The organism is Olivibacter sp. LS-1 (assembly GCF_008245145.1).
GTDB classification, from domain to species: Bacteria; Bacteroidota; Bacteroidia; order Sphingobacteriales; family Sphingobacteriaceae; genus Olivibacter; species Olivibacter oleidegradans.
Genome location: NZ_CP041643.1, coordinates 3,141,440 through 3,156,644, shown reverse-complemented (window position 1 = coordinate 3,156,644; position 15,205 = coordinate 3,141,440). Strand labels below are relative to the sequence as shown.

Here is a 15,205-nt window from a genome sequence, read left to right as displayed (position 1 = left end):
AGATGACATCCACAGAATATCAGATCGATGATATTGTTAACTTTACAAAGAAAGCCCTTCAATGGGCTTCTTTATTTAATACAGCCTGCTGTTTGGTCAGCCAGGGCGAGCATGATGACGCCTATAGTAAATTTGACGCACTGATCGCCGCAGATGTATTACATGACTTTAAAGATGGTCACGAAGATAGCTTTCAAGCTTTGCAGGCATTCATCAAGGATCATCCCGCGCAATGGATTCCCGGATTTTTAGCCTATGATCTGAAAAACGAAATAGAGGCCCTACATACCGCCCACCCAAATGAACAGGAAACGCCTAACGCCTATTTTTTCGTACCGAAACATTTGCTACATATTAAAGGCAATACAGTTACAATCCAAAGCGAAACACCATCCGAGATTTATAATGGAGTCGTAAATACCCTATTCGTTCCGCCTTCTTTTGTTTTCACAGGAACTGTACAGGCTAAAATGTCTAAGGAGAATTACATAAATGTATTCCAAAAATTACTGCGGCATATTCATCAAGGAGATATTTACGAGGTGAATCTTTGTCAGGAATTTTTTGCCGAAGATGTTGTCCTTACACCAATAGAGGCTTTTCTTCAATTGAGCGAACTATCCCCCACCCCTTTCTCTGCTTATTTCAAAACGGGGGAGCATCACATTATATCGGCTTCTCCGGAAAGGTTTCTGGCGAAAAGAAACCGCTTGTTAATCTCGCAGCCTATTAAGGGAACGGCACCTCGTGGAAAAACGGAGGAGGAAGACATTGCATTAATCAACAAACTTAAAACTGATGGAAAAGAAATCAGTGAAAATATCATGATCGTAGATTTGGTACGAAATGATTTAACGAGAAGTGCTGAACCGGCTTCTGTCAAAGTAAAGGAGCTGATGGGCGTTTATAGTTTTAAACAGGTACATCAACTTATTTCTACGATCACTGCAGTGGGGAGAGAAAATTTAGAGAATACAACTGGTATTCGGAATACATTTCCCGCAGGTTCAATGACGGGCGCTCCCAAAGTGAGCGCGATGCGATTAATAGACAGGTATGAGTCTAGTCGAAGAGGCCTATATGCTGGCAGTATTGGTTACTTTGCGCCTGATGGAGATTATGACTTCAACGTCGTAATTCGTTCCCTTTTATACAATGCTCATAAGAAAAGGCTTTCCTTCCACGTTGGCGGGGCAATAACTGCCGGAGCAGACGCCTTGACCGAATACGAAGAGTGCCTGCTAAAAGCGCGGGCTATCCTGGAATTGTTAGGTACTCAAATTTAACCTTAATCATAAACATGGCCGCATCCGTCGTCTCTTCATCCCTCCCGCAAGCTAAGACACCTTACTTTTTATAATACCGCATCGCTTCCGGAATCAGTCTTTGAATATCAGCAATACGCCTTTGATCACTAGGGTGTGTACTTAAAAATTCAGGAGGTTTCTGTCCGCCTGCCCGGGAAGACATTCGTTGCCAAAACGCCGTCGCTTCATTCGGATTATATCCTGCCATCGCCATAAAGGTTAATCCCATTCGATCGGCTTCGCCCTCTTGATTTCTCGAGTATTTTAGTAATGCCACTTGGCTACCTACACCATATAACTGGCTGACAAGGACTTGTGTTAATTGAGATTTTTTGGATGTCGCTAATCCCACCCCGACGCCAATACCTTGGGCAGCCATCACATTAGAGGCCCGTTCAGATGAGTGCCTTGCAATTGCATGCGCAATTTCGTGCCCCATGACAGTAGCTAAACCAGCTTCGTTTTCCGTAACCGGTAAAATTCCTGTGTATACAGCTACTTTACCGCCCGGCATACACCAAGCATTCACTTGTTTGTCGTCAATTAAGTTAAACTCCCAACTAAACTGGTATTGATCAGCATATCCCTGCTGTTGTAAGTAAGTTTCTACGGCCCGTGCTATTTTACGGCCCACATTCTGCACCAATTGCGCATTAGCTGTACCTTTTATAACTTTGGTTTTCGGGTCGCTTAAAAGCTCGCGATAAGCAAGCGTCGCCTGTTGTTGCATCGTTTTATCGTCTACCAAACTTAATTGCTTTCTTCCCGTTAAGGGTACGGTAGAACATGCTGCAAAAAAAACGAGTAAAAGTAATGAACCAAATAATTTAGTTTTATTCCAATTCATAATGATGATTATATTTGAAAAATACAGCAATTGTTGTGCCGATATGACGACTTTACGTATTCTTCTTTTTAAACAATGTGATTTTTGATTCCTTGCCTTTCAGTAGTCGCTCAATATTCTTTTGGTGTGTAACGAGTATAAGCGCGCAGATACACATACCATATAATAACAACGACTTATAGGGCGTTTGAAAAACAAAAACGATGCTAAAAGGAAAAGTAAAACCAGCTAAAATAGATCCCAAGGAAACGTAACGGGTAAGCATCAGCACACAGATAAAAACACCTACACATAATAAAGCTGCTTGTAAATGCACGGCCAGTACCATTCCAAATAATGTCGCAACCCCTTTCCCGCCCCGAAATCCGGCAAACAGAGGGAATAAGTGTCCCATAACGGCGATTACCCCTAACGCAAGTTGGTAATTAATAAAGAGTACAGAACTTGTAGGTCCGGTAATGGAAACACCGATAAAGTAAGCTAAATTTGTTGCAGTCCACCCCTTCAGAATATCGATAATCATAACAGCAACGCCGGCTTTGGCACCTAGGACCCTGAACGTATTAGTAGCTCCTGCGTTTCCGCTGCCATATTCCCTTACATCTACGCCATAAAAAGATTGTCCGAGCCAAACGGCTGTTGGTATGGATCCAAAAAAATACGCAACCAGAAGTGCAATAATGGCATTAATCGATGTCATCGGGTACAATGATACTAAAAAGGAAAATCTTATTAGTAAAAAATCTTAACTTTAGTTAACAATCTGAGCTTTCAAACTCATATCAAGGCTCTTAACGGAATGCGTTAAAGCGCCTATAGAAATATAGTTAACGCCGCAATCCGCAAATTGTTTAGCATTTTCAAGGGTAATGCCTCCAGATGCCTCTGTTATAAACCTTCCGTCAACTAAATTCACCGCACGCTTTAACGTTTTGAAATCAAAATTATCCAATAAGATCCGATCAACACGACCAAAATCAAGTACAGCTTGAAGTTCCTCCAAATTTCGGACCTCAATCTCTATCTGGATTGCTTTTTTCAAAGATCGTTTATATTCATGTGCAGCCGATAAAGCAGCGGCAATTCCCCCTGCATAGTCCACATGATTGTCTTTGATCAATATCATATCATATAGGCCAAAACGGTGATTAACACCTCCGCCTATACGCACCGCCTCTTTCTCTAAAAAGCGAATTCCCGGTGTCGTTTTTCGTGTATCAAGCACTTTTGTCTCTGTGCCTGCCAACAGCTTCACAACCTTATGAGTTGTTGTTGCAATACCGCTCATCCGCTGCATCACATTAAGTACTAAACGTTCTGCTATTAAAATGGAATGAATACTGCCTGCTACGAATAAGACAATATCACCAACGGCAACTTCACCACCATCGTTCTGTTGAATGGTGATTTGCAAGGAGGGATCTACTTCGCGGAAAATAGCAACAGCTACCTCTACCCCTGCTAAAATCCCGTCTTCCTTAATTATTAACTTGGCAATTCCCTGCTTTCCGGACGGAATGGTAGACAAAGAAGTATGATCGCCATCGCCAACATCCTCCTGCAGCGCCTGCTTTATAAAGTCACTAAGTTGTTTCTTATCTATTGTGCTCATATTGTAAATCGGCTCCAAACCTAGTGAAAATTTCGTGAATAGAAAAAGTTTTATAACGCTCTTTGACTGTCCTATGCAATGATGAATTTGTTTCGATATTATTTTACCACATCAATACGTATGTCCGTAATTAAAAATTTAGAGTTGAAATTTTTGAGAGACAGGGAAACCCTAAACTTCTCGGTGGAGGAGATCAATTCGACGACAGCATAACGGTTACTGGCATTTGTTTCCATTCTATGAAGAATTTTTCCACTTCTAAATGTATGTCTGTCAAAAAAATTGTGAAGTAATATTTCGGCCTGGTTTTTTGAATAGGTGTTACTTTCTTCCAATAAAGAAAGACTTACCGTACTGGACAAATAAAAGGATAACTCCTTACTGTTCCCGGTTCTAAAGCAATTTGTAATATTATCAATCAAATCGTCTATACGGGAATAAACAACATGAGACTTTAGGTTGGTAAAAAAAAGAAGCAATATAATACACGCACTTTTCATCATCCCGACAGATAAGAATTTAGCTCAATTACGTTAACACTTGCAATTATGTACATTTTATAGCACGATACTTTCTGCTGCATATTGCAGCTAAAAGCATGCCATTTTGTCTATTTTTTTGTCAAGGCACACCTATTTACCAATATTTAAAAAAAATTGAGCAAAGGATCATTTTTTGTATTAGGTTTGTGAAAAGAGAAAACAAAATAAAATAAAAGAATAGCAAAAATGAAGAAAGCAATGCTCATAATTCTTGACGGTCTTGGTTACGGCAAGAATGATGATTCCAATGCGGTAAAAGCCGCCAATACACCCTTTTTAGATCATTTATTAAGTTCATACCCGCACTCCAAACTGGAGGCGTCCGGTGAAGCTGTTGGTTTACCGAACGGACAGATGGGAAATTCAGAAGTAGGACATATGAACTTAGGTGCTGGCCGTATTGTATATCAAGAGCTTGGCCGTATTCATAAAGCGGTAGAAGATGGCGAACTAAATCAAAATACTATTCTTCAACAGGCATTTGCCTACGCCAACACTGAAGGCAAATCGGTACATTTTATCGGCTTGGTTTCTGACGGCGGAGTTCACGCACATACCAAACATCTTCGCGGTTTATGCGATGCAGCTGAAAACGCAGGCTTAACGGAAAATGTCTTTATCCACGCCTTTTTAGACGGTAGAGATACTGATCCACACTCGGGTGTAAATTATATTGCCGAATTAGAAAAATATTTGGCAGGTCGCCGGGCAAAGCTTGCCTCTGCAATCGGGCGTTATTATGCAATGGATAGAGATAACCGATGGGAAAGGGTGAAAGAAGCCTATGATCTCCTGGTTCACGGACAGGGAACGGCAAGCAAAAATCTGATTGATGCAATTCATGCTTCTTATGCGGACGGCGTGACTGACGAGTTTGTAAAGCCAATTGTCAAAGTCGATGAAACAGGCAAACCATTAGCAACTATTCAAGAGGGAGATGTAGTTATCTGTTTTAATTTCCGAACAGATCGTGGGCGTGAAATTACGATAGCGCTAACTCAAAAGGCCTTTCCTGAGTACAATATGACGCCTTTGAATTTAAAGTATATTACAATGACGTCGTATGATGAGACCTTTAAAAATGTGGATGTGATCTTTCAAAAAGACGATATTACCGAAACTTTGGGAGAAGTACTGGAAAAAAATGGTAAGACGCAAGTACGTATAGCCGAAACAGAAAAGTATCCGCACGTAACTTTCTTTTTTTCAGGCGGCAGAGAAACGGAGTTTGTTGGTGAATCAAGAATATTGATCCCTTCTCCAAAAGTAGCAACCTACGATTTGCAACCGGAGATGAGTGCACAAGGTATTGCGGACGCTATTTGTAAAGAAATGGAAAGCAATCATCCGGATTTCGTTTGCTTAAACTTTGCAAACCCCGATATGGTTGGCCATACGGGTGTCTTTAGTGCGGTTGTAAAAGCTGTTGAAACGGTGGATAATTGCACCAAACAAGTAGTGGAAAAAGGTTTACAAGAAGGTTATTCTTTTATAATCATTGCTGACCATGGAAATTCAGAATATATGATAAATGAAGATGGTTCACCTAATACCGCACATACAACCAACTTAGTACCTTGTATTCTAATTGACAAAGATTACCGGCACATAAAAGATGGTAAATTGGGTGATATAGCTCCGACTATCCTGACGCTGTTAAATATTTCGGTTCCTCAAAAGATGACGGGTGAAGTACTCGTTTCCTAATAAAACTAAAATTGCACAGACGAGCGATGAAAAAGCGAAAGCAGTGACCTCAGCTGTGCAATTTTTTATTAACTTCGCCCCTGTATTGGAGAATCTCAGGTGTTTATCTTTCGCATGAAATATTTCCCTTCCCTCACACTACCTATGCTTGCGCTCTTTATGGGCATATCTTGTTCGTCGGACAATGGAGAAATGAAGGTCACTCATCCCCCCTACTTCGACTTGATTTCCTATTTTAAGCAAGAAGCACAATTTTTGCAGAAAAAAAATCCTTTGATCCTTAAAACCGTAGGTAAAAATGAGCAGCGCGAACAAATGAAGCTAAGGCTAGGCGACTGGCAAAGAGAATTTGAGCTCTTTTCCTCATCTGATATCAACAAGCCGGATTGGCTGCAAAGTTATCGGATCGATTCGGCAGACGGAAAGTTAAGTTACCGTGCGAAGGCGCCCCGGCTTCGAACAAAGCAAATAACCATTTACAAGGATCCTAAAGGTACGGTTAGACACATTCAAATCCTCAACGGAGAAAAAAATTGGCTGTATGAATCGTCTGAACGACTTGATTATTTTCCAGATTCCCTTTATGAGATAGAGAAAGAACAGTCTATCCGAATAATAGGTCGCAACAATTATATCATTACCGGAAGAATCTTATAATTACCAAAAAGCAAAAGGCCTTAGCACTGTTGTGCTAAGGCCTTTTAAAGCCTGTTAATTAGCTATTTAGACAGGTTACTCTTGTAAATCTTCACCTTCTTAATTTCTTTTGCTAAATCTTCTCTTTTAGCATTTGCGCTCAACACGTGCTGTAAATCGTCTATACTTTTTTGATAAGCTTCAGCAGCTTGATCTTTGTCGTAAACAGCGGTAGAATTAGTTCCTTGCAATATCCCTAAGTCGCGATAGGCCATTCCTCTACTTTGGTAATAAGACAAATCATCCGGATTAAGTCTTATAGCATTGGTAAAATCATCGATACTTGCTTGTAACATTTTGCTGCGCTCAGTTTCATTCAATTTACTCTCACTTTGAACAGCTAAGGTGTTCCGTGCTTTGCCTCTCCAATAATAAGCTGAAAAGTTATTTGGGCTCTGGCTAAGAAGTTTTGTAAAAGAAGTAATGGCCTTATTATAATCCGCACATCTGATCTGCGAATATCCCAACATGTAAGTAACAAGTGTATCCGGATTTTTCACTTTTTCTAAAGCATTTACTGCCGCTTTAAAATCCCCATCCATAATCGCCTTATTTCCCAAACGAACGTAGGGATTACTGGATGACGATTGTGACTGAGCGGCTACAGCGCTTACGGAAAAAATAAAAACTCCCAGTAACACCAACTGTTTCATTGATTTACCAAAATTCATAAATTGATAGCGTCTAATGTTCATTAATTAAATTTCTTTTATTCCTTGGGAGGCTATTATGACACCTTGCATAAAGCCTAAAGGTTTATCCCTCTCTAAGATAGCAATCTCATTGCCATTTCGACACAAAAATAAACTAAAAAATGTGTATTTTATTGTATCGCATTAAATATTATTCATTTACAGGCTTTTAAATTTTATTGTAGTATCATTGCATTTATAAAAGATAACAAAGGGCATGACCTGAAAATATGACACAAATGCTAAAAAAGATTGCATAAATAGATATTGGCATAGCGCTTGCAACAATACCTATTCAGTTGTTTACAGAATAAAATAAGCAGGCAGACTGTCATTTTGACCCAAAACCTGTTACAACATAAATATAAAACATACAAATGAGCAAGTTTGATCTATTTGATTTTAACCAAGCATTACCAATCATAAATGAGGACACGGAATTTTTTCCACTATTTACACAGCAAGATGAGGACGATATGAGTAGTGAAGAGTTACCCGAAGTTCTATCCATATTACCTTTAAGAAACACGGTATTATTTCCGGGAGTGGTTATACCGATAACCGTAGGGCGAGACAAATCCATCAAACTAATAAAAGAAGCCTATAAAGGTGATCGCGCCATTGGTGTAGTTGCCCAAAGGGATATGTCAATTGAAGACCCTTCATTCGATCAATTGCACACGGTTGGAACTGTGGCTATGATCATAAAAATGCTGCAGATGCCTGATGGTAACACGACAGTGATCATTCAAGGTAAGCAACGTTTTAGACTCAAAGAGGAAATACAATCGGAACCGTATATCAAAGCTTCCATCGAGCGTTTTATAGAGGAAAAAGCGAAGAAGGAAAAAGAATTCAATGCACTAATTTCTTCTATTAAGGAATTAGCTTTACAAATCATCAACATCTCGCCGAACATACCAAGCGAAACAGGAATAGCCATTAAAAATATTGAAAGCTCTTCTTTTCTAATCAATTTTATCTCTTCCAATATGAATGCTGATTTAACATTAAAGCAGCAACTATTGGAAATGAAGGATGTTAAGGATCGGGCAAATAAAGTGCTTGAACAGCTTACCGCCGAATTACAATTGTTAGAACTAAAAAATCAGATCCAAAACAAAGTTCGGGTTGACCTCGACAAACAGCAACGTGATTATTTTTTGAATCAACAATTAAAAACGATTCAAGAAGAACTGGGTGGCTCAACGCCTGATTTGGAAATCGAGGAGTTAAGGAAAAAATCCCTGGAGAAAAAGTGGAGTAGAGAAGTCGCAACCCATTTCAAAAAAGAATTGGATAAATTAAGCAGGATCAATCCAGCAGCGGCCGATTATTCCGTTCAGCTCAACTATCTCGAGCTCCTGATCGATTTACCTTGGAATGAGTTCAGTAAAGACAACTTCGATTTAAAACGTGCCGAGAAGATTTTAGATAAAGATCATTACGGGTTAGAAAAAGTAAAAAGACGTATTATTGAGTACTTAGCCGTCTTGAAGCTTAAAAGAGACATGAAAGCGCCAATCCTGTGCCTCGTGGGCCCTCCCGGCGTTGGTAAAACTTCATTAGGGAAATCTATTGCTAAGGCCTTAAACCGAAAATACGTTAGAATGGCGTTGGGGGGTGTTCGTGATGAAGCAGAAATCAGAGGGCATCGAAAAACCTACATAGGAGCAATGCCGGGCCGAGTAATCCAATCACTTAAAAAAGCCGGCACTTCAAATCCCGTTTTCGTCTTGGATGAAATCGATAAAGTCGGAAATGATTTTCGAGGCGATCCCTCTTCGGCACTATTGGAAGTCTTGGATCCGGAACAGAACAGCGCTTTTTACGATCATTATGTAGAGATGGACTTTGATCTTTCCAATGTCATGTTTATTGCTACTGCTAACTCTTTAAGTACTGTTCAGCCAGCTTTATTAGATAGAATGGAAATCATTGAGGTAAATGGTTACACAATTGAAGAAAAGATTGAGATCGCAAAAAAACACCTTTTACCTAAACAACGTGAACAGCATGGCCTAACGGCAAAGGATATTTCTTTGAAAGGTAGTGTAATAGAAAAGGTAATAGATGAATATACCCGTGAGTCCGGCGTGCGCGGCCTTGAGAAAAAAATAGGCGCTCTGGTGCGCGGTGCGGCAACCAATATTGTTATGGAAACGCCTATAGGCCCTAGCATCAGTCAGCAGGAAGTTGTTGATATTTTAGGTGCTCCTATTTATGACAAGGATTTATACGAAAGTAACGATGTAGCAGGCGTTGTAACAGGACTAGCATGGACTCAGGTAGGCGGCGATATTCTTTTCATCGAATCAAGTCTGAGCCCCGGTAAGGGAAAACTTACACTGACTGGAAATCTCGGAGACGTAATGAAGGAGTCAGCAGGCATAGCGATGGCTTATCTACGAGCACATGCGGCAGATTTTAAAATAGACTTTGATCTATTTGATAAATGGGACGTGCATATTCACGTACCTGCCGGAGCGACTCCCAAAGACGGTCCTTCTGCGGGCATAACCATGCTCACTGCTTTGGCTTCGTCCTTTACGCAACGCAAGGTGCGCGCCAACTTAGCGATGACCGGTGAAATTACCTTGCGCGGAAAGGTCTTACCGGTTGGAGGTATCAAGGAAAAGATTTTAGCTGCTAAGAGAGCTAATATTAAAGATATTATACTTTGCAAATCTAACAGAAAGGACATCCTGGAAATTAAAGAAGATTATATAAAGGATCTGAACTTTCATTATGTTAACGAAATGAAGGAGGTGGTAGATCTCGCTCTCTTGAAAGAGAAAGTAAAAAAACCTTTGGATTTTAGTATTAATAGATAAGAGAAGTCAAAAGTCAAAAGTCAAAATTCTATACAGCAAAAAAGCTATCGAATTCAATATCCGATAGCTTTTTTTACTTTTTAATTTTTACTTTCTACGGCCAAATTCCCATATTAAGGTACGAGGTAGCGATTTTATCAATCGAACTTACAAAAGCAGCTGTCCGTAAAGTATCAATTTTATTGTTCGCATTTCGTATTCTTCTTATTTCATGGTATGACCGGATCATGGTATCTTCAAGACCTGAGTTTACCAACTCCAGCTCAGATGCACCTTTTACAATCACACTTCGTTGATCCGCTGTTAGTGTAACGCCTGTAACAGCCTCTACCATATTTACAATATTTCTATTAGCGGTTTCTTCATAACGTTTATCCATACGTCCAAAAGCAACATGCGAAAGGTTCTTCAACCATTCAAAGTAGGAAACGGTCACTCCCCCTGCATTGCAGTACATATCGGGAATAATAATGCCACCGTTTTTTGTAAATATTTCTTCCGCTTTAGGCGTGGTAGGGCCATTAGCCCCTTCAGCAATTATTTTTGCTTTAATTTTGCCGATGTTATCTTCGGTAATCTGCTTTTCTAAAGCAGCCGGCACTAATATGTCACAAGCTTGTTCAAGACCTTCGCTTGGATTAGCAAACTCCTTCTTCGCTTTTTTGTAGCCCAAAACTGTACCGGTATTCCTTCTATGCTCTAATATGGCGTCAACGTCCAATCCATCTTCATTATACAAGGCACCGTCGTACTCACATATTCCAACAATAATAGCACCGTACTCCTCCAACACCTTCGCTGTGTTATATCCTACATTACCAAGTCCCTGCACAATAACTCGTTTACCGGCTATGCCCGGCGTTAAACCCAGCGCCTTCATATCCTCCGCTACATCCACACATTCCCGAATCGCAATGGCAACACCTCTACCGGTTGCCGCTTTTCTACCGTCAATACCGCTCAGGGAAAGAGGTTTACCGGTAACACTTCCCAGTGCGTCCAGCTGCCCGGGATTCATGGTTAAATAAGTATCGGCAATCCAGCTCATTTCACGTTCGCCGGTACCATAATCCGGTGCCGGTACATCAATAGCAGGTCCGATAAAATTCTTCTTTACTAATTCTACCGTGTATCGCCTGGTGATTGTTTCTAACTCGGGTACCGAATAGTCTCTCGGATTGATGCAAATTCCCCCTTTCGCTCCTCCAAAAGGCACGTTAACAATTGCGCATTTATAAGTCATTAACGCCGCGAGCGCCATCACTTCATCTTCGTTCACCATATCACTGTAACGAATCCCTCCTTTGGTAGGAGATTTATGATGAGAATGTTCTACGCGCCAGGCATCAATAACTTCCAATTTACCATTCGCTCTACGGATCGGAAAGCGGAAACGATAAACACTGTTACAGGCTTTAATCTGATCCAACAAGCCTCTATCATGGTTGGTAAATTGAGCGGCATGATCAAAGAATTCGCAAACATCGTTAAAGAAACTAAACTCTCCCTGTGACTTACTTGTAGCCATAATGTAATAATTAATAATTGGTTTCTCCCTTAAGAAGCACCTAAACGTGCTAGCCTATTTTATTTTTCTTATTTTCCAATCGGCTAATTTTACGATCAATCGTGAAGAGATATATAATAAATCCGAAAAATATCACACAAACCACCGCAACCACTACATAAATCTTGCCCGAGCTCCGCATAACATCAGCCATCTCTACGTCGTTTGACGACTGTGCAAAACTATGAAAAAAGGATGTCAACCCTAATAGAAACAAAAGAATTAGCTTCTTCATATCTTTTAATACAAATTATTATTTTATTTTAAATAAAAATATCAAAATCCTATATTCCGTATACTTTTAAACGCTTTTTACCGGCGTCCATAAAACATAAAAAACCTTCTCGTCGAGCACAATACATCAGAATTTTGTCATGTTTCATCAAGAAAAGCTCATTTGTATTACGCCTCGTGTTCAATTAAACGGTAACGATACCTTAACGAGGTAATCCATAGACCAATAAGCATCCAGCCCAAAACAGCGGGGTAGAAAACCGCACGCATCGTACCATCCATATCTAAATTACTAAAGGCGGGGTTCCCCCCATTCCCCGGATGTAATGAATCGGTAAGACGTGGAAGGATAAAAAGCAACACGATCATAACAGGAAAGGCGAAAATATTGTAAATCGCCGAAATCTTTGCGCGCTTCTGTTCCTCATCTAATGCATTTCTCAACACCAGGTAGGCCAGGTACATTAAGGTCGCTATTGCGCTTCCATTTAATTTTGGATCATTCGGCCAGGGTTCGCCCCAAGTAACATTTGCCCAAAACATACCGGTGATCAAGCCAAATCCGCAAAACACAATTCCCACATTCACGCTTTCAACGGCTAACAGGTCATGCTTAACCTTTCCGGATGAGAGGTATTTAATACTGTAGATAACCGAGATGAGATAGAGTAATATCATCGCAAACCACATTGGAATATGAAAATAAGTATTACGGATCGTTTCGTGGAGAATGGGCAGCTTAGGCACCGGAATCAAAAAACCAGCAAGAACCGAGTAAAATACAAGTACTGCTCCTAAAATTTTCCACCAATAAGCCTTCATGTTGAATATATATATTTGAATACAAGCGTTGTTTAGTCTTTCCAAATGTAAGGAAATAACAATAAAGATACCGTAATGACGATTAAGTTTATAGCCAATAGCACCCCAATCTCATCATAGCTGACACTTCTTTCCAAGCCATCCATGGCATTTTTCGACAATTTAATCAACACAATAATAACGGGAATTAAAACAGGAAAACTAAGAATAGCCATCAACGTACCGTTACTTCCTGCTTTTGCGCTTATACCCGAAACCATGGTAAGCGTGGTACCGAAACTGATACTTCCGATCAAAATCGTAATGAAATAAAGGGTGGGATCTCCTATTTCATTTTTAAATATGGTACTATAAGAAAAAAATGCTACCGCTGCTAGCAGTAGCATTAATAGCATATTATAAATGATTTTTGATAAAATCACCGCTTGAGCACTTACCAAAGTATAATAGTAGAGGTGCCTTCCTTTGCTTTCTTGGGTAAAACTTTTAGCTATAGCATTGATAGCTGTAAAAAGTAATATGATCCAAAAAAGTGCATTCCAGATAACCGGATGAACTGATTTAAACGCCTGATAACAAACAAATACAGTCGAAACCACATAAAGCAGGATACCATTTAGTGCGTATTTAGATCGCCATTCTAATCTGATTTCCTTTTGCAGAAGTACATTTACTTGCCTGAATAGATTCATTTCGGGCAAAGATACTATTTAGTTGTCAGTTATTAGTTGTTAGCGAATCTTAAAAAGCTCATCGCTCAACTCACAACTATTATGCTTTATCCACTTTCGACCGAGCTTCGTGACTCAATCCCTCGGCATATTTTAAGCCCTTCTTTGTTAATTTCTTCGCCTCTTCTTTATACTTATCAGCTTTCTCCATCGCATCATGTCGAGCGTCGTCCGCCATTGTTAATACTCGTTGATATTCTTCCTTTGCGCGATTTGCCAGGTGGGAAGCCCGATGCAAACCTTCTTCAGCCTGGGCTTTCAATGTTTTACTTAATCCATTTACGCCATCTACGGCCTTGTTTAGCGTTTTACGACCTTCCGTTGTCCCAAACAAATAGTAAACTGCCGCTCCGGCAGCTAATCCTGCTAATGCAAAAGCAACGAACTTAGCTGTTTTGCTTCCTTTTTTTTCTTTCATTTCTTCTTTCATAGTCATATCCCAACAACAACTTGATAAAAAAAAAGTTTGAAGTGCCTACAAATCGTTTATTGTTTTAACCGGTATATCCTTTTGAGCAGTTGGTTCATGTAAAGGCTCCCCGCTTTGAAACTGGTATCCTTTATTACCTAAGTTCCATAACATGGGACTCAGGAAACGGATAGCCGCTTCGTATCCCTGTATGGTGGCAGCGAGATTACCGGTATCTTTGGAATTCTTTGCTTCATTTTCAATTTCGAAAGGTCCCTCGAAGCCCTTTTCGCGTAATATATCAACAAATGCCCGCCAATCCATATGGTCTGTACCGCCAAAACCTGGAAGCATCGCTTCGTAATGATGGCGATCCCAATCACTTACCGGCTGTGATACTCCCGCTCTGGTTGCCAAAGAAGCCTCCACCTGGTGCATAGGATACATGCCGCCCCATTCGATCCGCCCTTTCGTTAAGAGGTTTCTAGTTGTCTTTACATGTATTCTGTGAATACGCGTAATATCGCTCGCTGCAATAACATCAACCGGGTCGGTATGTTGCCAAATATCATGAGAAGGGTCGTAAATTTCGCCGTGCGCTTTACTCGGGATTAAGGTATACATTAATTTACGAGCCGCTAATACCCCCGGTAAATTATTGTAAGTGGAGGTATAGGCTGCCGAACGCCATCCTTCCATCGGGCAATTTTCATATAAAATTGTTACACCTAGGCTTTCTGCATAACGAACAATTGGTTCAAAAACGCGTTTATATTCGTCAAGATTTTTTTGGAAACCATTTTTCTGCACTCCTAATTCATGGTTATAGCCAACAAATGTTCCCACTTTAACATTGTTGGCATTTCCACCTAGTAAATAGGCTATCCGGATCAACTTTAATAGGTGATTCTGGTTCTTTACCCGCTCTGTAGGATCGCCGCCAATCATATTTTCAAAAGCACCCAGTGAAAGTTGTAGACCTGCCGCATTGAATTTATCGATGAGATTCTTTGCTGCGTCTAAATCAAAGGTCTCGTATTCAAGGTGCGTGGCTGTGTGGTCCTTTCGAGTGCCATCTTTTCTGAATACGCATAGGTCGATTCCCTGTGCACCAACGGTCACTGCTTTTTCAATGAGTTCATCTATACCGAGCTTGTCAAAAGCAGAGCTCATCAACCATATCGGGTTATTTAAATTGTTCATCT

General features: G+C 40.2%; 15 protein-coding genes. 4 read left to right on the top strand and 11 right to left on the bottom strand.

The genetic code is table 11. The features are described 5' to 3' along the window. Positions 1 to 2 precede the first annotated feature (2 nt). Complete coding sequence (locus FKG96_RS12775; RefSeq protein ID WP_130857345.1) at positions 3 to 1,286, top strand: anthranilate synthase component I family protein; 1,284 nt, start codon at positions 3 to 5, stop codon at positions 1,284 to 1,286. A 61-nt stretch (positions 1,287 to 1,347) separates the two neighbouring features. Here FKG96_RS12775 and FKG96_RS12770 read toward each other — a convergent pair whose 3' ends face one another. From FKG96_RS12770 to FKG96_RS12755, 4 genes are all read right to left on the bottom strand, one after another. Beyond that, the gene (locus FKG96_RS12770) at positions 1,348 to 2,154 is read right to left on the bottom strand and encodes a M48 family metallopeptidase (protein ID WP_130857344.1); all 807 of its coding nucleotides are present in this window, start codon (positions 2,152 to 2,154) and stop codon (positions 1,348 to 1,350) included. A 52-nt stretch (positions 2,155 to 2,206) separates the two neighbouring features. Next, positions 2,207 to 2,854, bottom strand: coding sequence for a glycerol-3-phosphate 1-O-acyltransferase PlsY (plsY, locus tag FKG96_RS12765; protein ID WP_013666256.1), 648 nt, complete (start codon positions 2,852 to 2,854; stop codon positions 2,207 to 2,209). A 51-nt stretch (positions 2,855 to 2,905) separates the two neighbouring features. Continuing rightward, on the bottom strand, positions 2,906 to 3,766 hold the full coding sequence (gene nadC, locus FKG96_RS12760) for a carboxylating nicotinate-nucleotide diphosphorylase (protein ID WP_207303786.1): 861 nt from the start codon (positions 3,764 to 3,766) through the stop codon (positions 2,906 to 2,908). Between the two features lie 98 nt (positions 3,767 to 3,864). Further along, positions 3,865 to 4,269 (bottom strand): DUF4783 domain-containing protein, encoded by a 405-nt coding sequence (locus FKG96_RS12755; protein WP_013666254.1) that lies wholly within the window; start codon positions 4,267 to 4,269, stop codon positions 3,865 to 3,867. A 225-nt stretch (positions 4,270 to 4,494) separates the two neighbouring features. On the opposite strand from FKG96_RS12755, the gene gpmI reads away from it, so the two are divergent. Then, positions 4,495 to 6,015, top strand: a complete 1,521-nt coding sequence (gene gpmI, locus FKG96_RS12750) for a 2,3-bisphosphoglycerate-independent phosphoglycerate mutase (RefSeq protein ID WP_130857343.1) — start codon at positions 4,495 to 4,497, stop codon at positions 6,013 to 6,015. A 114-nt stretch (positions 6,016 to 6,129) separates the two neighbouring features. Further along, positions 6,130 to 6,672 (top strand): hypothetical protein, encoded by a 543-nt coding sequence (locus FKG96_RS12745; protein WP_130857342.1) that lies wholly within the window; start codon positions 6,130 to 6,132, stop codon positions 6,670 to 6,672. 62 nt (positions 6,673 to 6,734) lie between these two features. On the opposite strand, the gene FKG96_RS12740 is transcribed toward FKG96_RS12745, so the two are convergent. Next, complete coding sequence (locus FKG96_RS12740; protein WP_013666251.1) at positions 6,735 to 7,406, bottom strand: tetratricopeptide repeat protein; 672 nt, start codon at positions 7,404 to 7,406, stop codon at positions 6,735 to 6,737. Positions 7,407 to 7,780: 374 nt separating this feature from the next. Here FKG96_RS12740 and lon point away from each other — a divergent pair, with 374 nt between their 5' ends. After that, positions 7,781 to 10,237, top strand: a complete 2,457-nt coding sequence (gene lon / locus FKG96_RS12735) for an endopeptidase La (protein WP_013666250.1) — start codon at positions 7,781 to 7,783, stop codon at positions 10,235 to 10,237. A 94-nt stretch (positions 10,238 to 10,331) separates the two neighbouring features. Here the strand turns inward: lon and FKG96_RS12730 are convergent, their stop codons facing one another. The 6 genes from FKG96_RS12730 to FKG96_RS12705 all read right to left on the bottom strand — a co-directional run bounded on the left by FKG96_RS12730 (position 10,332) and on the right by FKG96_RS12705 (position 15,203). Continuing rightward, complete coding sequence (locus tag FKG96_RS12730) at positions 10,332 to 11,765, bottom strand: Glu/Leu/Phe/Val dehydrogenase (RefSeq protein WP_130857341.1); 1,434 nt, start codon at positions 11,763 to 11,765, stop codon at positions 10,332 to 10,334. A gap of 49 nt (positions 11,766 to 11,814) precedes the next feature. Beyond that, positions 11,815 to 12,039 (bottom strand): CcmD family protein, encoded by a 225-nt coding sequence (locus FKG96_RS12725; protein WP_013666248.1) that lies wholly within the window; start codon positions 12,037 to 12,039, stop codon positions 11,815 to 11,817. A gap of 167 nt (positions 12,040 to 12,206) precedes the next feature. Beyond that, the gene (gene ccsA, locus FKG96_RS12720; protein WP_130857340.1) at positions 12,207 to 12,860 is read right to left on the bottom strand and encodes a cytochrome c biogenesis protein; all 654 of its coding nucleotides are present in this window, start codon (positions 12,858 to 12,860) and stop codon (positions 12,207 to 12,209) included. A 32-nt stretch (positions 12,861 to 12,892) separates the two neighbouring features. Next, positions 12,893 to 13,552, bottom strand: coding sequence for a heme exporter protein CcmB (locus tag FKG96_RS12715; RefSeq protein ID WP_013666246.1), 660 nt, complete (start codon positions 13,550 to 13,552; stop codon positions 12,893 to 12,895). 79 nt (positions 13,553 to 13,631) lie between these two features. Next, positions 13,632 to 14,009 carry a hypothetical protein gene (locus tag FKG96_RS12710; RefSeq protein ID WP_130857339.1) on the bottom strand — a complete coding sequence of 126 codons (378 nt, stop codon included), beginning with the start codon at positions 14,007 to 14,009 and terminating at the stop codon, positions 13,632 to 13,634. A 57-nt stretch (positions 14,010 to 14,066) separates the two neighbouring features. Continuing rightward, the gene (locus tag FKG96_RS12705) at positions 14,067 to 15,203 is read right to left on the bottom strand and encodes a sugar phosphate isomerase/epimerase (RefSeq protein ID WP_130857338.1); all 1,137 of its coding nucleotides are present in this window, start codon (positions 15,201 to 15,203) and stop codon (positions 14,067 to 14,069) included. Positions 15,204 to 15,205: the final 2 nt, after the last annotated feature.